This window comes from Peptoniphilus timonensis JC401 (genome assembly GCF_000312025.1).
In the GTDB taxonomy this organism is placed as follows: Bacteria; Bacillota; Clostridia; order Tissierellales; family Peptoniphilaceae; genus Peptoniphilus_A; species Peptoniphilus_A timonensis.
Genome location: NZ_HE978593.1, coordinates 336,150 through 354,963 on the forward strand (window position 1 = coordinate 336,150; position 18,814 = coordinate 354,963).

The following is an 18,814-nucleotide window of genomic DNA, read 5'->3' on the forward strand; positions in this document are numbered from 1 at the left end:
AGGAACTTTTACAAATGAAAATTTAGATTTTTCTGAAGACTTAAAAGATTTTTATTCTCACGGCTTTAAAAAGACTTCAATAGAACCAGTTGTTACAGATGAAAGCGAACCTTATGCTATTAGAGAAGAACATCTTGATAAAATTTTAAGTGAATATGAAAAAATGTCCAAGGACTATATTGAAATGAGAAAAAAAGATAAAGACTTTTCTTTCTTCCACTTTATAATTGATTTATCTCAAGGACCATGCATTGTAAAAAGAACCGTTGGATGTGGTGCTGGTTCTGAATATGTTGCCATCACCCCACAAGGAGAAATTTATCCTTGCCATCAATTTGTTGGTGAAGAGGAATTTTTGTTGGGAAATGTCGACGACGGTATATTAAATACTGAATTGAGAGATACATTTAAAAATTCTAACGTATACACTAATGAGGACTGTCCAACTTGTTGGGCTAGATATTATTGTTCAGGTGGATGTCATGCCAACGCTTATTATAGTAACAAAGATTTGAGCAAACCTTATAAAGTTGGTTGTGCAATGGAAAAGAAGAGAATCGAATGTGCTATTTCTGTTCTTGCAAATGAAGAATAATTTTTTAAAAATTTAGGACCCTTAGGGGTTCTTTTTTTGTATTTGATAGAGTCTATATTAGTTTTACCTTAATGACAATTTTTGATATAATTAAATTTATACAAAAGTGGTGATTAAATGGAAAGATGGTTTATAAAAAATAAAAGCGATCCTGGAATTGATTATAAAAAATTAGGAATAAACAATGTTATATATAAAATTTTACTTAATAGGGAAATTAATACAGAAGACGACATTAGAGAATTTTTAAATCCCAGTCTTTCAAATTTAAATTCACCTATTTTATTAAAAGACATGGTTAAAGCTTCCAATATAATTTTAAGTCATGTTAGTAAAAAAAATGAAATTAGAATAATTGGTGATTATGATGTTGATGGGGTTACTTCAACATATATTTTATACACTGGTTTAAAAAGAATTGGAGCAAATGTATCCTATGATATACCTCATAGAGTCCATGATGGCTATGGAATTAATAACAATTTAATAGATAAAGCTTATGATGATAAAGTCAAGTGTATAATAACTTGCGACAATGGTATAGCTGCAAGAGATTCTGTTCTTTATGCAAAATCTAAAGAAATGGATATCATAATAACTGACCACCACGAAGTTCCAAAAATTGTGGAAAATGGAAAGGAAGTTGAAATAATTCCCGATGCAAGTGCTGTAATTGATCCAAAACAGAATTTCTGTTCCTATCCCTTCAAAGAAATTTGTGGTGCAGTAGTTGCTTTTAAACTTATAGAGTATTTATTTTTGATTAAGGGTGTTGAAAAGGAAGAATTTTATGATAGCTTTCTTCCCTATGCAGCAATAGCAACTGTATGCGATGTAATGCCCATAATAGATGAAAATAGGGTAATAGTTTCTGAGGGATTAAAAAAACTAAGAGAAACTAAAGACTTGGGTCTAAATGCCCTTATTGAAGCAGCAGATATAAGAAAAAATGAAATTGACGTATACCATCTTGGTTTTATTTTGGGACCTACTATAAATTCTAGTGGCAGGCTTGAATCAGCGAAGGAAGCTTTAGAATTATTTTTAGAAAGCGATTATTCTAAAGCCTTAGATAAGGCAAAACTTTTGAGGGATCTGAATTATGAAAGACAAGTTTTAACTAATGAGGCCTTTGAAGTTATAGATGAAAAGATTAATAGAGAAAATCTTTTGGATAAACACAAGATTTTAATTATTTATGAAGAAGGTTTAAATGAGTCCATTCTTGGAATAGTGGCAGGAAAAATCAAAGAAAAATATTATAGACCAAGTGTAGTTTTGAGTGATTCAAAGGATTTAATAAAGGGATCTGGCAGAAGTATTGAAGAATATAATATGTTTGAGGAATTTTCAAAGTCCAAAGAATATCTTAAAAGTTTTGGTGGACATAAGATGGCATGTGGTTTATCTTTAAATCTTTCCGATTTAGATGATTTTATAAAAGATGTTGATGAAAAAGAAAGTCTTACTGATAAAGATTTAATTCGAAAAGTTTATATAGATGGAAATTTAAAGCTTAAATATATAAGTATGAATCTTGTGAGAGACCTTGAGGCGCTTGCTCCTTTTGGCAATGGCAATTCTGCCCCAAAGTTCGGTGCTAAAAATTTACAAGTTAAGTCACTTAATATCTTGGGAAAAAATAAAAATTTCTTGAAAATGACTTTATCCCAAGACAATATAAATTATACGGGAATATTGTTTGAAGATTCACAAGTTTTTTTAAATAGGCTTGCAAATTCCTATGGTAGGGAAGAAGTAGTGGCTCTTCTAAATGGAAGACCATCAAATATTTTTATAGATATAGTTTTTAATCTAGACTTAAATAATTTTAATGGAAATGTAACTATCCAGTTAAAGATTAAAAATTATAGAGTTACAGGTGAGAATAATGTTATTAATAGATAAATTAATTGAAAAAGTAAAATCATATAATGAAAATGCTGACCTTGATTTAATAAATCGTGCATATAAAATGGCAGAGGAGCACCACAAGGGACAAAAGAGAAATTCTGGTGAAGATTATATAATCCATCCCCTAAATGTCTCTTTGATTCTTGCAGATATGAATATGGATACTGCAACAATTGTAGCAGGTCTTCTACACGATGTTGTCGAAGATACAGATGTAACCCTTGAAGATGTAAAAAATGAATTTGGTCAAGAAATTGCTGAATTAGTAGATGGGGTTACAAAATTAAAAAATTAAATTATAAAAATAAAGAAGAAAAACAAGCGGAAAATATTAGAAAAATGGTTCTTGCCATGGCAAAAGACATAAGAGTTATTATTGTGAAATTAGCTGATAGACTTCACAATATGAGGACTCTTGAATATATGACTGACGCCAAAAAAATTGAAAAAGCAACTGAAACCGTTGAAATTTATGCACCAATTGCAGATAGACTTGGTATGAGCAGGATTAAGTGGGAACTTGAAGATTTATCTCTAAGATATCTTGATGAAGAAGGCTACTATGAATTAGTAGATATGGTAAACAAGAGGAGAAACGAAAGAGAAGATTTAATAAATCATATAATAAAGCTTCTTGAAGACAATCTTAAAAATGTTGGCATAGAATGTGAAATTAAAGGGAGACCTAAAAACTTTTATTCAATTTATAAAAAAATGAAGAAAAAAGGTAAGGTTTTTGATGAAATTTACGACCTTTCTGCTGTAAGAATTTTAACTCATTCTGTAAAGGACTGCTATGGTGCTTTAGGAGTTGTCCACACACTTTTTAAACCAATACCAGGAAGGTTTAAGGATTATATTGCTATGCCTAAACCTAATAAATATCAATCACTTCACACAACAGTAATTGATAACAATGGAGAAACTTTTGAAGTTCAAATTAGGACTTATGAAATGCACCAAACAGCAGAATATGGTATTGCTGCCCATTGGAAGTATAAGGCTGGCGTATCAAAGGAAACTGCCTTTGATGTAAACTTGACCTGGCTAAGACAATTGTTGGAATGGCAAAAAGATTTAAATGATCCTGAAGATTTTATGGATACTCTTAAAATTGACTTTTTTGCTGACGAGGTATTTGTATTTACTCCAAGAGGTGATGTAATAAATTTACCAGAAGGATCAACGCCAATTGACTTTGCTTATAGAATACACTCACAAGTTGGAAATACTTGTGTGGGTGCTAAAGTAAATGGAAGGATAGTTCCTCTAAATTACACTTTGCAAAGTGGCAATATTGTTGATGTAATTACAAATCCAAACACAAGCCCTTCTCTTGACTGGCTAAAAATTGTAAGAAGTCCTCAAGCGAGGAAAAAAATCTCTCAATATTTTAAGGTAAAAGACAAAGAAAAGAATATTGAAAGAGGAAAAGATGCTATTGAAAGAGAAGTGAAAAAACTTGGCTATGAAACTCACAAGATTTTGCGTGATGATTGGTTAGAAGAAGTTAAAGAAAAGCTAAATATGCTTAGTCTTGATGAAATGTATGCGGCAGTAGGATTTGGAACAATTACAACTGCACAGGTAACAGCGAAACTCACAGATCTTTACAATAAATTTTATAAAAAAGATGAAAAAGATATTGAAGAAATTGTAGAGTCTAAAAAGAGATACAACAATCAAGGTATTGAAGTCAAGGGTGTAGACGGTGTAAATGTTAGGATAGCAAAATGTTGTACGCCAGTTCCTGGAGATGATATAGTTGGATATATAACTATAGGTAGAGGAATTTCAGTTCACAGAAAAGATTGCAAAAATATGCAAAATAATGTTGATCCTTCTAGACTTGTTGAAGTTAGGTGGGAAAATTCCAATGCAGCAAGTTACAGTGCATCTATAGAAATTAGAGCCTTTGACAAACCTAATGTAATTGCTGATATTGCTAGTAGAGTTAACGATTCTAGACTTAGTATGTCTTATTTAAATGCCAAGGTTTTAAAAAATGGCGATGCAGTAATTGATATCACAGTAGAAATTACTGACAGTGAAGAACTTGAAAGACTAATGGAAAAACTCAAGAGAATAAATAATGTTTTAGAAGTTTATAGAATAAAGGCGTGATTAAATGCGAGCGGTAGTGCAAAGAGTTAAAAGGGCAAGTGTATCTGTTGATGGAGAATTAATTTCAAAAATCGATAAAGGAATTATGCTTCTTTTAGGGATAGAGGAACATGATGAAGAAAAAGATTTAGAATACATTTTAAAAAAAGTAACTAAACTTAGAATATTTGACGATGAAGAAGGAGTTATGAATAAATCGCTTCTTGATTATGGTCTAGAAATTTTAGTTGTCAGTCAATTTACTCTTTATGGAGATGCTAGAAAGGGTAACAGACCATCTTATGTAAGATCAGCTAAGTTTGACGATGGAATTATTTTATATGAAAAATTTATTGAAGAACTAGAAGCTTTGGGGATAAAAGTTGAAAAAGGAAAATATGGCGCTGACATGGATGTTGAACTTATAAATGATGGTCCAGTTACTATTTTATTAGATTCAAGCAAGGAATTTTAGGTGAAGTAATGGAATATAAAATTATAAAATTAGTTGTAGGACAACTGCAAGAGAATTGTTTTATTTTATTTGATGAAAACAAAGATGCCTTTATAGTTGATCCAGGTGCTTCTAGTGAAAATATTATTGAAGCTATAGAAAAAAATTCTTTAAACATAAAATACATTTTATTGACACATGGTCACTTTGATCACGTTGGTGCTGTTGCAAGTCTAGCAAAAAAATTTAAAGCTCCAGTTTATTTATCAAAAAAAGACAGGAAATTTTTGGAAACACCTGCTGAAGTGAGAGTCTCATCCTTTGGCATGGAAATTGAAGCAGCAGATGTTGATGTTTTTGTTAATGACAATGATGAAATTCCTTTTTCAGAAGGACTTATTAAAGTTATAGAAACACCAGGTCATACCTTGGGTTCAGTTTGCTATTTATTTAATAATTATTTATTTGCAGGAGATACTCTTTTTAATGGTTCAATAGGAAGGACAGATTTTCCAGAGTCAGATCATTCACTTATGATAGAGTCATTGAAAAAACTAAAGGAATTGGACGATGAGATTTATGTTTTATCAGGGCATGGTCCTGAATCTCAAATGAGTTACGAAAAAATTTCTAACCCATATTTAAGGAATCTATGATAAAAATAGAAAATGAAAATGAAGGTCTAAAAAAATCGATTTTTGAATTTTTTAGAATGAAACTTCCAAAAGATTATAAAGATATAAATTTAAATTTAAAAATAAATATTCATGATGATATTGTAAATATTGAAGTATTTGGTCGTGGGTTAAATAAAAAAGATGAATTAAAAATAGAAAATGATAAAGTTCATTTTCTAATAAAAAGATATCTATTTGATTTGTTCTCAAAAGAGGAAAATTTTGATACAAGCTTTGGAATTTTAACTGGAGTGAGGCCCTTAAAACTTATTTCGAAAGTTTTTGAGGGCTATTCCTATGATGATTCCTTAAAAATACTTTATGAAAAGTATAGGATAAGTAGACAAGATTCAAATTTTCTATATAAGATTTATAAAAATCAAGAAAATTTGAGAGGAAAATCTAATATTGATAATTACAATGTTTATGTTCATATTCCTTTTTGTCCAAGTAGATGCCTATATTGTTCCTTTGATACAACTATAGAAAATAAGGACAAAATGGAACTTTACACAGAAAGACTCCTTGAAGATATAAAATCATATGAACTTAAATTTAAGAAAAGTCCAAATTCTATTTATTTTGGAGGAGGAACTCCAACATCAATAGGCTTAGAAAATCTCGAAAGAATAATAGATGCGACTATAAAAAAATTTGGAAATGCAAGGGAATTTACTGTTGAATGTGGAAGAATTGATAGTCTAAGTATTGAAATTCTAAAGATGTTAAAGAATAAGGGAGTCAACAGAATATCACTAAATCCACAAAGTTTTAATGAAAATGTAATAAGTAATTTAAATAGAATTTCGAATAAAGATATGACATATTGGTTTAATATGGCGAGAAAAATTGGATTTGAAGTAATTAATATGGATTTAATAATGGGACTTCCTGGAGAAGATAAGTTTAGTATTCTTAATTCAATAAAAAAAGCAATTGATTATTCTCCAGAAAATATAACTATACACACCTTGGCATTAAAAAATGGATCCAAACTCTTTGAAAATTCTTATATAAATGAAGAAGATTATGGGAATTTATTAGAGGAATCTAAAAAACTATTATTAGAAAATAATTATGAACCCTATTATATTTATAGACAGAAAAAATCTGTAATCTCTTCAGAAAATATTGGCTATGCAAAAAATGGATATTCATCAATTTATAATATAGTTATGATGGAAGAATTGGAAAATATAATTGCTTTTGGTTTAGGAGCCAGCACAAAAATTTTAAATAAGGATGGGAAATTTAAAAGAAATTTAAATTCTAAAAACCTTGAAGACTTTTTAAGGAGAAGATAGTTTTGAAACTAGGTAAAATTTTAAATAATGTAGATATTATTGACGCAAATTTTGAAATGGATAAAGAAGAAGATATAAAAAATATCGCCTTTCACACTGATGATGTAGAAAGAGGCGGTATTTTTGTTGCCATAAAAGGTTATGTAACAGATGGTCACAGATTTATAAGTAAGGCAAAAGAATTAGGTGCAGAAATTGCTTTAGTAGAAGATTACTCTAAAGAAGATATAAAACAAATAAGAGTTGAAAATTCTAGAATTGCTCTTGCAGATATAGCAAGAAATTTCTATGAAGATCCTTCAAAAGAAATGAATGTAATAGGTATTACTGCAACTAATGGAAAGACAACTACAGCTTTTATGGTGGATTCTATCTTAGAAGAAGATAAAAGAAAAACAGGAATCATAGGAACTGTTCTAACTAGATACGATGATGTAATAATTCCATCTGTTCTTACAACACCAGAATCTTTAACTCTTCAATCCTATTTTAGAGATATGAGAGAAAAAAATGTCACAGATGTGACAATGGAAGTTTCTTCTTCTGCTCAAGAATTGTATAGAAATAAAAATATAGATTTTGACATAGTTACTTTCAATAACCTTGGCAGAGAACACATTGATCAACATGGAAGTTTTGAAAATTATTTTAGATTTAAATCAAGACTTATTAGACATGCAAAAGAAGATGCTATAGCAATTTTAAATGCTGATGATGAGAAAATTTATTCCCTTAAAGATAAGACTAAGGCTCAAGTTCTTAGTTTCTCTCTTGAAAATAATGGGGCTGATTTTGGAATAGAAAATCTTGACTTGTCTTCAGGGAAGGGAAGATTTACTTTTAAAATAAATAGAGATTTAAAAGTTAAAGATAAACTTATAGAAAAACAAGAATTCAATATAGAATTAGGTTCAGTTGGTTACTCTTCTGTTATGAATTCAATTGTTTCTATTATAATTGCTCTTTGTCTAGGCATTGAAAAAGAAACTATAAAGAAAGCTCTAAAAAATTTTAAAGGTGTAGAAAGAAGATTTGAACTTATCTTTGATGAGAAATTTAAAATTTTAGATGATCACTTTGCCAACGAAAAAAACATTGATGCCACAATGGAAACTCTAAAAGAAATGGATTATAAAAACTTAAACATTCTCTATGCTATTAGAGGAAAAAGAGGAGTGGAAGTGAATCGTGAAATAACTGAAAGGCTAGTTAAGTGGATTAAGATTTTAAAACCAAAGTCCTTAACTGCTACATTATCAAAAGATACTGTAAAAGAAAAAGATAGGGTAACAGATGATGAGCTTAAAGTCTTTAAAAATATTTTAGAAAAGAATAATATAGATTGTAAGATTTATGATAACTTGGAAGACTCCATATATAATTCCATTGATTTAATGGAGGAAGATGATGTTTTGTTACTAGCAGGATGCCAAGGAATGGATAAGGGTGCAAGTTTTGTAAAGAAAAAACTTTTAGAAGAAAATATAGTAAAAGATATAGAAGGATTTTCTCATAGAATAGACAAGAGAATCTGTTAAAGTTGAATTTTGAAAGACCTTGTTTTATAATTAAAATAGAATTTTATGGAATAAAAATTAGATAAATTGCTAATCGTTTATTAATAATTTTGACGACTAAGCTCCAAACCATTTGAGGCTTGGAGTTTAATTTTTAGGAGGAAATATGGCTGAAAAAATGGGAAATCTCAAGAGAACTAACTATTGCAATGAGATTTCAGAAGATATGATTTCAAAAGAAGTTACCTTAATGGGTTGGGTTGCAAAACAAAGATCACTTGGATCAATTGTTTTCGTCGACTTGAGAGATAGAAGCGGAATTGCACAAATTGTTTTTGACGATAGTTCATCAGATGAACTTTTAGAAAAGGCATCTCACCTTCGTGGGGAATTTGTAATTGCTGTTAAGGGAACTATTCGCATGAGATCTTCAATAAATGAAGAATTGGAAACTGGTAGAGTTGAAGTTCTAGCAACAGAACTTAAAATTTTAAGTGAATCTGAAGTTCCACCAATTTATGTCAAAGATAATGACAATGTATCAGAAAATATGAGATTAAAATACAGGACACTTGATCTTAGAAAGCCAAGCATGCAAAAAAATCTCATGATTCGTTCAAAAATTTATAAAATTACTCGTGACTTTTTCTATGACAATGGATTTATTGAAGTTGAAACACCAATGCTCACAAAGCCAACTCCTGAAGGAGCAAGAGATTATTTAGTTCCAAGTAGAGTTAATCCAGGGGAATTTTATGCTCTTCCTCAATCACCACAACTTATGAAACAACTTTTAATGGTTTCTGGTTTGGATAGATACATTCAAATTACTAAGTGTTTTAGAGATGAAGATTTAAGAGCAAATAGACAACCTGAATTTACTCAAATTGATATGGAACTTAGCTTCGTAACTGAAGAAGATGTTATGTCTATAAATGAAAAATATCTTCAAACTTTATTTAAAGAAATTATAAATAAGGACATAGAACTTCCTATAAAGAGAATGAAATATTCTGAAGCTATGGATAGATTTGGAGTTGATAAGCCAGATTTAAGATTTGGAATGGAACTAAAGAATGTTTCAGATATTGTAAAAGATTGCGGTTTTAAAGTATTTGAAGGTAATACTGAAAAAGGAAAGAGCGTTAGAGGAATTAAAGTCGATGGAGGAAGTGATTTTTACTCCAAAAAACAAGTTAAAAAATTAGAATCCTTTGTAAAAGATTTTAAAGCTATGGGTCTTTCTTGGATAAGAGTCGATGAAGAAATTGACTCTCCAATTGCAAAATTCATATCAGAAGATAAAATGAATGAAATTATTTCTTTCTTTGATGCAAAAAAAGGAGATTTAATTTTAATATTGGCCGATAAGAATTCAGTAGTTTATAGTGGACTTGGAAATCTTCGTAATAAAATTGCAAGAGACATGGATTTAATTGATGATGACGATTATAAACTCGTTTGGATTACAGAATTCCCTCTATTTGAATACGACGAGGAAGAAGGAAGATATGTTGCAATGCACCATCCTTTCACTAGTCCATTAGACGAAGATGTTGAAAAATTAGTATCTGATAAGGAAAATGCAAGAGCAAAAGCTTATGACATTGTAATAAATGGCGATGAAATGGGTGGAGGAAGTATAAGAATTAACGACCCTGAAGTCCAAGAAAAAATGTTTGAAGCCTTAGGATTATCTGAAGAAGAAGCAAAAGAAAAATTTGGTTTCCTTCTTGAAGCCTTTAAATATGGAGCTCCACCACATGGAGGTCTAGCTTATGGTTTAGACAGATTAGTAATGTTATTTACTAAGGCAAAGAGCATAAGAGATGTAATAGCTTTTCCTAAGACTCAAGCTGCAACTTGCTTACTAACAGGTGCACCAACAGGACTTACAGAAAAACAATTAGAAGAAGTTCATATTAAAGTTATAGAAGATTAAGAAAAGGTGATTTTATGGAAAGCATTGGAATTGTAAAAGCTAAAAATAATAATAAAATTTTTGTAGAATTTACAAGAGAAAGTGCATGTGGAGAATCTTGCGAATCTTGTAATGCCAAATGTGCAGAATCAGAACAAGAACTTTTTGAATTTAACAATAATATATCTGCTGAAGTTGGCGATATAGTTAAGATTAAGACAAATGACAAGTCTGTGCTTTCTTATAAATTTTTAGTTTACGGATTACCTTTACTACTTTTTATGTCATCAATTTCTATTTCCTACTATATTTTTAATAGAATTGGGCTTATAAACAAAGACTTAGTGTCTTTAATAGTGGGGATTTTATCTTTTGTAGTTTCTTTTATAATTTTGAGAAAGGTAGATAGTAGATTTGGGCATATAAGTGGTTCTAGCATTCTTCTTGAAAAAATGTAGGTGAAAGATGAAAAACAAGAATTGGAAAAAAGTTCTCTATATTTTTTCTATAGTAGTTCTTATCTTGTCATCTATCTTCTTTTTATATTCATTGGCTAACAAAAAGTTTTCATCTAAGTTAATAGAAGAAAACAAAGCTTTAAAAGAAGATATATCATCTCTTGAAAAAGAGTCACAAAAGCTTGATAAAGATATAGAAGACTTGGAGATTGAATTTAATTTAAAATCTCAAGAGTTTTATGAAAAGTATGGATATCAATTTGAATCCAATAGATCTAATGAAATTTTAAAATTAGAAGAAGAATATATTAATAAAAACAAAGAAATAAAATCAGAAATAAAAGATAGGCTAAAAGCTTATGGTGCTTATTTTGATTCAAATATTTATGAAAAAGAAAATTACGACAGATCAGTAAATGATTTTTTACTTCTTAGCCAAGAAAAAATCTTGATAAGCATAAAAATATTTATGATGAATTAGAAATTGATGATCTTTTAAAAGATACTGATGGATTTGTATCTTATTTAATAAAAAACAACAAAAAGTCACAGGAACTTAATTTTTTGTTTTCTATGCATCCATCTATTCTTCTAGTATTTATAATTTTATAAATGATGATAAAGCACCTCTTTCTGAAGTTTATGTAGATATAAATAATCTATTAAATATTTATAAGGAAATGGAAAAAAGATCATATAAGACAGGTGAACTTTCTTCTGAAAATTTAGTTTATTTAAAAAATTTATTGACGAAAAAATTCCTGAATATTATAAAAATTATGGAATTATAAAATCCTTGGAAAAGAGTGGTAAGAGTGAATAAAAATATAAAATTTGTTTTTTCCATAATATTTATTGGAATAAGTATTATTTTTTCTTTTCTTGGATTTTCTAATTTGAGAAATATAAATTCTTCATATTTTAATTTGACAAGAGAAAATTCATCTTTAATTGAGAAAAAGAATAAAAGTGAAGAAAAGCTTAAAGTTTTAAAACAAGATATTAATTCAAAGCATTCAAAGTTAGATGTAATAAAAAATGAAATTAAAAAAATAGATATTTTAAAGAATAAATCTCAAGATATTCAAAATTTTAATAAAGAAATTGGTGATTCTTTAATAAAATTTGAAAATGTGAATTTTGATAATTCTTACAAAATTTCTAAAGAAAAAATAAATAATTTTGAACTATTAAAAGGTAATTTTATTGACAAAGATTTAAGTTATGAAGATATAAATTCAAATTTAATGTTATTGCCCTTTATTGTAAATTCTAACTATGATTATGATTTAAATAGGGCAATTGGAAAACACAATATAAAATCTTTTCAAAATCTTGGACTTGTGAATTATTTAATAAATGGCGATAATTATATGCTAAAGTCAATTTTATTAAATGATTCATCAAAGGTAAATAAATTAAAAGATGAGAAAGAAAATATTTTAATTAAAAAAATAATCTTCTTGATATTTCTGAAAATATTTATGCTGCGGATTTTTCTGCAAAAAAGAATAGGGAAGTATCTTTAAAAGAAAATCAATTAGATGAAGAAAAAATCAAGGCTGAAAATGAAGAAGATATTTTAAATGCACTTTGTCTTGATATTTTAAATTCATCATCTAATTATTTAAAGGGATTTAATATTATTAAAGAAGATGACTTAAACAAATTAAAATATGGCGATAAAATTTTAATGACAGAAAAAATAGAAGATAATAAAGTGATTACAAATTACTACAAGGGTGTAGATAAGGAAGCCTACACTATATCTGAAGAAAAAGAATAAATTGCTGCTTCTATAAAAACGGGAGAAAAATGAAAGAACAATTAATTAGAATTGATTATAATGGCAAGGAAATAATTTTAATACCTACTGCTCACGTATCTCAAGAGAGTGTTAATTTAGTTAGAGAAACTATAAAAGAAGAAAATCCTGACTCTATTTGCATTGAACTTGACGAGCAAAGATATAAGAATTTAAAAAATCCTGATGCTTGGAAAAATACAAATATTATTGATATTATAAAAGAAAAAAAAGTTACACTTTTGATTGCAAACTTAATTCTTTCATCTTATCAAAAAAATATTGCGAAAAAACTAAAGACAAAACCTGGCCAAGAAATGATGGAAGGGATGAAAGCTTCTGAAGAAATGGGGATTAATTTAGTCTTGGCAGATAGAAGTATCCAAACTACTTTTATGAGAATTTGGAGAAAAATGGGATTTTTTGAAAAAATTAAATTATTTTTCTCTTTAATGTCAATTGATGATGAAGAAGAAGTTTCAGAAGAAGATCTACAAAGATTAATTGAAAGAGATAATCTTGAACTTGCTATTGAAGATATGGGTAAAAATTATCCGCAAATAGCAGCAACACTTTTGCATGAAAGAGATAAATACTTAGCATATAATATTAAAAATGCACCAGGAAAAAAAGTAATTGCAATTCTTGGAGCAGCTCATACTCCAGGTGTGGAGGAAGAAATTTTTAAAGAACAAGATGTTTTAGAGCTAGACAAAGTTCCACCAAAAACTTTTTGGGGAAAAATACTTCCCTGGATTATACCAATTTTGATTGTAATTTTAATTGCCTTAGGATTTAAACAAAATATGGACACAGGTATAAGTCAAATTAAATCTTGGTTTTTATTTAATTCTGTTTTTGCTGCAATTTTTACAGCCTTGTGTTTGCCACATCCTTTAAGTATTTTAACAGCTTTTGTAGCAGCACCTTTTACTTCAATAAATCCAGTACTAGCATGTGGATGGTTTGCTGGTTTAGTTGAAGCAAGCTTAAAAAAGCCAACAGTTGAAGATGTAAACAATATACCAGATGATATTTTTAACATAAAAAGTTGGATTCACAACAAGTTTTTAAAAGCACTTTTAGTTGTTATCTTGGCAAATTTAGGTTCCTCTATTGGCACAATAATTGCTGGAAGTAAAATTATTCAAAGCATAATATAAAATTTAATAACTTTTAAGGTCTGTGAGTTTAAACTTGCAGGCTTTTTTATTTTGTTAAAAAGTTTTAACAAAAATTATTTCTTACTGATATAATTAAGTCAAATATAAATTAGAATTTTATAGGAGTTAGTCTTAACAAAGCTTTCATTAAAAATTCACAAATTTCTAATATAATAAGGTCGGTGATAAGATGTTTAAAATTTTAGTGGTGGATGATGAAAAAAGCATAAGAGAAGTAATAAGGACTTATGCAGAGTTTGAAGGGCATGAAGTAGTTGAAGCGACAGATGGTCTTGATGCCATAGATAAGGTTCGTGAAGAAGACTTTGATGTAATAGTAATGGACATAATGATGCCAAAACTAGATGGTTTTTCATCATATAAAGAAATAAAAAAGATAAAAAATATTCCAGTTCTCATGTTGTCAGCTAGAAGTGAAGAGTATGATAAATTGTTTGGTTTTGAAATTGGAATAGATGATTATGTAACAAAACCCTTTTCTCCAAAAGAATTGATGGCGAGATTAAATGTTATTGTAAATCGAAATAATAAAGTTGAAGAAAATAATACTATGGAATTTGAAGGTTTAAAAATAGATTTAGATGGACGAGTTGTATTTGTAAATGATGAAATGGTTGAACTCACTCCAAAGGAATACGACCTTTTAGTTTATATGGTAAAAAATAAGAATATAGCTCTTTCTCGTGACAAACTTTTGAACCAAGTTTGGGGTTATGATTTTTATGGTGAAGACCGCACTGTAGACACACACATAAAAATGCTTAGAAATTCAATAAAAGAATATAGAAAATTTATAATTACGGTAAGAGGAGTGGGATACAAGTTTGATACAAGAAATTAAAGAAATAAGGAGAATAAAAATTGACAAAAATAGCATTCTATTCAAATTGTGGAAATATTTTGTCTTTTTTGCCGGACTAATTTTAATTTCTATTTGGCTTTTTTCAAACAGTTTTTCTTTCTAGTTTTTATGAAACAATGAAAATTCGTGAAGTAACTAAGGTGGGTAATGAACTTAGAAACGAGTATAGATCTCAAGATTTTGAAACAAAATTATCTAATTACGCAAATACAAAGGGACTAGAAATTAAAGTTCTAGATGAAAATGGTGCCTGGGTTTTCCCCTTAAGACTTTTTGATGAATTTGTTGAAAGACCAAGAATGATTTGGGAAAACTTTGATAAATTTTTTGGATCTTTAAGTAGGGATAATAGGACTTATAAAATTTATACAGTTAGGTATGAAAACTTAAAGGATCCATCAATTATTTATGCAGGATATCTAGGAAAGACTGATGGTGAAGATTATTATCTTTACATCAACTCAGTTTTAAAACCAGTTGATGCCACTGTAGATGTAATAAGAAGAATACTTATAATAATTTCTTTTTTAGCACTTATATTTGCGTCTATTACTGCATATTTTGTATCAAAAAGACTTTCAAGGCCCCTTGTTAGAATGTCAAACACTGCAAAAGAACTTGCAAAAGGAGATTATAAAGTAAAATTTAGAAAAGGCGAGTATACAGAAATTGATGATTTATCCAATACTCTTAACTATGCAAAAAATGAACTTACAAAGACTATAGAAATGAGAAAGGATTTAGTGGCCAATGTAAGTCATGATTTAAAAACACCTTTAACTGTTATAAAATCCTATGGAGAAATGATTAGAGATATATCTGGTCCAAATGAAACATTGAGAAATAAACATTTGGAAACTATTATTAGTGAAACAGATAAGCTAACTGCCCTTGTAAATGATCTATTGGATTTATCAAAAATAGAGTCCAACTTAGAGGAAATTAAAAAAGAAAACTTTGATTTAAAAGAAGCTGTAAATGAGGTACTCGATAGATTTAAAATAAATCAAAATTATTCTGATTATACATTTGAAACAAACTTTAGCGGTGACACTAGAATTTTGGCAGATAGGTCCAAGATCAACAGAGTTATTTATAATTTAATTAACAATGCAATAAATTATTCTCCTGTTAACAAAAATATAAAAATTATTGTTAAAGGAGATAAGGACAAAACAGAGTTTCACTGTATAGACAAGGGGATTGGAATAAGTGAAGACGATGTAAATGGAATTTGGGATAGATTTTATAGAGTGCGTGACAATCACACAAGACCTGAAATAGGGACTGGACTTGGACTTTATATAGTAAAAACAATTATGGAACTTCATGGATTTGAATATGGTGTAAATTCAAAATTAGGTGAGGGTTCAGACTTTTACTTTATAGGACAAAAATAATTTAATAAAAGATTATAATCGACTAGAAATAGTCGATTTTTTCATGCAAAAATTTCTAAAAAATATTCATAAAGTTTAAATATTTACATAAAAATTTTAAAATATTGTATTTTATAAAAACATTTTTTAATTTGAAAAGAATAAAAAGGGCCCTTAGTCCTATTTTTTGAAAACTAATTAAAACACTAGAATATGGCAACTTTGTGTAGTAAAATTAAGTTAGGTGGAACAAAGTGGTGTAAAAAATAGTTAAAATGGAATAAAGTGGAGAATAAAATGTTAATTGGTGAATTCAAACACAATCTCGATCCAAAGGGAAGAGTTACAATTCCATCAAAATTTAGAGAAGACCTTTCTGTTTTTGTAATGACGAAGGGTTTAGATGACTGTCTATTTTTATACCCTAAAGATCAATGGGAAAAGATTGAGAATAAATTAAAGGAACTACCAATGACTAATAAGGCCGTTCGTTCTTTTGTGAGAACATTTTTCTCTGGTGCTGTTGATTGTGAACTTGATAAGCAGGGAAGAGTTTTAATTGCAGAAAATTTAAGGGATTATGCAGACCTTATTGATAAATGTGTAATTATTGGTCTTTCTAATCGTGCTGAAATTTGGTCTGAAGAAAAATGGAATAAATACAATGAAGAAGAGGCTCTATCCTATGAAGAGCTTGCAGAAAAAATGTCGGAGTTGGGAATATAATGGAATTTGCACACAAAAGTGTTCTTTTAAAAGAAACAATTGAAGCATTAAATGTAAGAGAGGGAAAAATATATCTTGATGGAACTCTTGGCGGTGCAGGACATAGCCTTGAGATTTTAAAAAAATTAGACGGCAGTGGTCTATTAATTGGAATAGATCAAGATAAAGAAGCACTTGAAGTAGCAAAAAAGAGATTATCCGACTTTGAAAATGTTCAGTTTTTCAACTTAAATTATGTTGATTTTGAAAAAGCTCTTGATGAACTAGGAATAGATAAAATTGATGGAGTACTGCTTGATATTGGTGTTTCTTCTTATCAATTTGACAATCCAGAGAGAGGGTTTTCCTATAGATTTGATGCTCCACTTGATATGAGGATGGACCTTGATTTAGAGATTTCTGCAAAAGATATTGTAAATACATATACAGAAAGTGAAATTGCGAGAATCATTAAGGATTATGGAGAAGAAAAGTGGGCATCAAGGATTGCCAAATTTATTGTAGATGAGAGAAGAGAAAAAAGCATTGAAACTACTTTTGAATTAGTGGAAATTATTAAAAAAGCTATTCCAGCTGGAGCTAGGAGAAATGGACCTCATCCTGCAAAAAGAACTTTTCAAGCTTTAAGAATTGAAGTCAATAAGGAACTTGATGTTTTAAAAGATTCCATTGAAAGATTTGTCAGTAGACTAAATCCTGGAGGAAGGATTGCTATTATAACATTTCATTCTTTAGAGGATAGAATTGTAAAAAATGCCTTTAAATACTTAGAAAAGGATTGTATATGTCCTCCATCTTCTCCAATATGTACATGTGACAAGAAAAAAGAAATAAAAATTATTACTAGAAAACCGATTACTGCTACAGAATATGAGTTAAAAGAAAATAATAGATCTCATTCAGCAAAACTACGAGTTGCCGAAAAATTAGAGGTGTAAAATGGCAAAAAAATTAACTAAAATTTCAAATAATAGTTATAATATATATAAGAATAGACTTTTAAGAAATAAGCCTTTTATTTTTACAATGGCAATTGTGATAATTATTTTTGCTGCGATTTTAATTTTGTATTCACAAGTTGCAGGTCTAGATAGAGAAATTTTAAGACAAAAGGCTGAAATCGAAGAATTAAATAAAACAAAAACAACTCTTGTAGGCGATATAAAAGCTGTAAAGTCATCTGCTCAAATTGCAGAAGAAGCAATGTATAAACTTGGAATGGTTTATCCTTCTGAAGACCAAATTGTCTACATTGATTCAGGGGAAGAAGAAAATTTGGGAGATATAAATTATAATGTATTTTTGAGTCCAATTGTTTCTGTCCTCAGATCTTTTACAAGAGATTAGGAGGATTTAATTGAAAAATAATAAAAATAAAGCTAGAGATAGAAATAGGAAAAATGGATTTAGGGCTAAGACAAAAAATGCCAATAGATTCATATTTGTATTTTTTATCTTTCTAGCTTTTTTGTTTGTAATATTAATAGGAAAACTTCTTTGGATACAAATTGTTCAATCTGAAGAATTGACTATATCTGCTTTAAATCAACTTACTAGGACAGAAGTAATAAATTCTAATCGTGGAATAATCTATGACAGAAATAATAAAGAAATGGCAATTAACGTTACAAAATGTAATGTTTTTTATAATATGGATTATTTAAAAGAGAATAAGAATGAAAGTAAAAGTGATTTCAAAGAGAGAAAAGAAAAACTTTATGATGAAGATGCTAAGATAATTTCTGATGTTACAGGAATAGAGTATGATGAAATACGATCAAAAATGGAAGGCGATAAGGTCGTTAGACTTGCTACTAATATTGAACGAGGCAAGGCTCAAGAGTTAAAAAATATTAGAGGAAAAATTATTGATGAAAACAAAAAAATAAAAATAATTTTAAATCTAATCTCATAGC

General features: G+C 28.8%; 16 protein-coding genes and 2 pseudogenes. All 18 read left to right on the plus strand.

Annotation, left to right across the window (positions count from 1 at the left end; genetic code table 11):
- Positions 1-595 (plus strand): SPASM domain-containing protein (locus HGPT_RS01660; RefSeq protein WP_040542378.1); only part of this gene is annotated, 595 nt, incomplete at its 5' end.
- Between the two features lie 117 nt (positions 596-712).
- Complete coding sequence (recJ, locus tag HGPT_RS01665) at positions 713-2,503, plus strand: single-stranded-DNA-specific exonuclease RecJ (RefSeq protein ID WP_019138160.1); 1,791 nt, start codon at positions 713-715, stop codon at positions 2,501-2,503.
- Positions 2,487-4,633: pseudogene (locus tag HGPT_RS01670) on the plus strand (RelA/SpoT family protein). The gene recJ and the pseudogene HGPT_RS01670 overlap by 17 nt, the downstream one beginning before the upstream one ends.
- 4 nt (positions 4,634-4,637) lie before the next feature.
- Complete coding sequence (gene dtd, locus HGPT_RS01675) at positions 4,638-5,087, plus strand: D-aminoacyl-tRNA deacylase (RefSeq protein WP_019138161.1); 450 nt, start codon at positions 4,638-4,640, stop codon at positions 5,085-5,087.
- Positions 5,088-5,095: 8 nt separating this feature from the next.
- The gene (locus HGPT_RS01680) at positions 5,096-5,722 is read left to right on the plus strand and encodes an MBL fold metallo-hydrolase (protein ID WP_019138162.1); all 627 of its coding nucleotides are present in this window, start codon (positions 5,096-5,098) and stop codon (positions 5,720-5,722) included.
- Positions 5,719-7,047, plus strand: a complete 1,329-nt coding sequence (gene hemZ, locus HGPT_RS01685) for a coproporphyrinogen dehydrogenase HemZ (RefSeq protein WP_019138163.1) — start codon at positions 5,719-5,721, stop codon at positions 7,045-7,047. Before HGPT_RS01680 ends, hemZ begins: the two co-directional genes overlap by 4 nt.
- A gap of 2 nt (positions 7,048-7,049) precedes the next feature.
- Entirely contained in the window at positions 7,050-8,585 is a 1,536-nt protein-coding gene (locus HGPT_RS01690; protein ID WP_019138164.1) for a Mur ligase family protein, read from the plus strand.
- A 145-nt stretch (positions 8,586-8,730) separates the two neighbouring features.
- Positions 8,731-10,506 carry an aspartate--tRNA ligase gene (gene aspS, locus HGPT_RS01695; RefSeq protein WP_019138165.1) on the plus strand — a complete coding sequence of 592 codons (1,776 nt, stop codon included), beginning with the start codon at positions 8,731-8,733 and terminating at the stop codon, positions 10,504-10,506.
- Positions 10,507-10,520: 14 nt separating this feature from the next.
- Positions 10,521-10,943, plus strand: a complete 423-nt coding sequence (locus HGPT_RS01700; RefSeq protein ID WP_019138166.1) for a SoxR reducing system RseC family protein — start codon at positions 10,521-10,523, stop codon at positions 10,941-10,943.
- Positions 10,944-10,950: 7 nt separating this feature from the next.
- On the plus strand, positions 10,951-11,424 hold the full coding sequence (locus HGPT_RS09565) for a hypothetical protein (protein ID WP_019138167.1): 474 nt from the start codon (positions 10,951-10,953) through the stop codon (positions 11,422-11,424).
- Positions 11,425-11,758: 334 nt separating this feature from the next.
- A complete protein-coding gene (locus HGPT_RS01710; protein WP_019138168.1) occupies positions 11,759-12,472 on the plus strand; it encodes a hypothetical protein in 714 nt (237 codons plus the stop codon).
- A 286-nt stretch (positions 12,473-12,758) separates the two neighbouring features.
- Positions 12,759-13,910, plus strand: a complete 1,152-nt coding sequence (locus tag HGPT_RS01715) for a TraB/GumN family protein (protein WP_019138170.1) — start codon at positions 12,759-12,761, stop codon at positions 13,908-13,910.
- Between the two features lie 190 nt (positions 13,911-14,100).
- Complete coding sequence (locus HGPT_RS01720) at positions 14,101-14,772, plus strand: response regulator transcription factor (RefSeq protein WP_019138171.1); 672 nt, start codon at positions 14,101-14,103, stop codon at positions 14,770-14,772.
- Positions 14,756-16,193 (plus strand): annotated as a pseudogene (locus HGPT_RS01725) (sensor histidine kinase). Before HGPT_RS01720 ends, HGPT_RS01725 begins: the two are co-directional and overlap by 17 nt.
- 276 nt (positions 16,194-16,469) lie before the next feature.
- Positions 16,470-16,898, plus strand: coding sequence for a division/cell wall cluster transcriptional repressor MraZ (gene mraZ / locus HGPT_RS01730; RefSeq protein WP_019138174.1), 429 nt, complete (start codon positions 16,470-16,472; stop codon positions 16,896-16,898).
- On the plus strand, positions 16,898-17,836 hold the full coding sequence (gene rsmH / locus HGPT_RS01735; RefSeq protein WP_019138175.1) for a 16S rRNA (cytosine(1402)-N(4))-methyltransferase RsmH: 939 nt from the start codon (positions 16,898-16,900) through the stop codon (positions 17,834-17,836). Before mraZ ends, rsmH begins: the two co-directional genes overlap by 1 nt.
- A 1-nt stretch (position 17,837) precedes the next feature.
- Positions 17,838-18,245 carry a septum formation initiator family protein gene (locus HGPT_RS01740; RefSeq protein WP_019138176.1) on the plus strand — a complete coding sequence of 136 codons (408 nt, stop codon included), beginning with the start codon at positions 17,838-17,840 and terminating at the stop codon, positions 18,243-18,245.
- Between the two features lie 10 nt (positions 18,246-18,255).
- Complete coding sequence (locus HGPT_RS09570) at positions 18,256-18,813, plus strand: penicillin-binding protein 2 (RefSeq protein WP_245544073.1); 558 nt, start codon at positions 18,256-18,258, stop codon at positions 18,811-18,813.
- The last annotated feature ends 1 nt before the right edge of the window (position 18,814 follow it).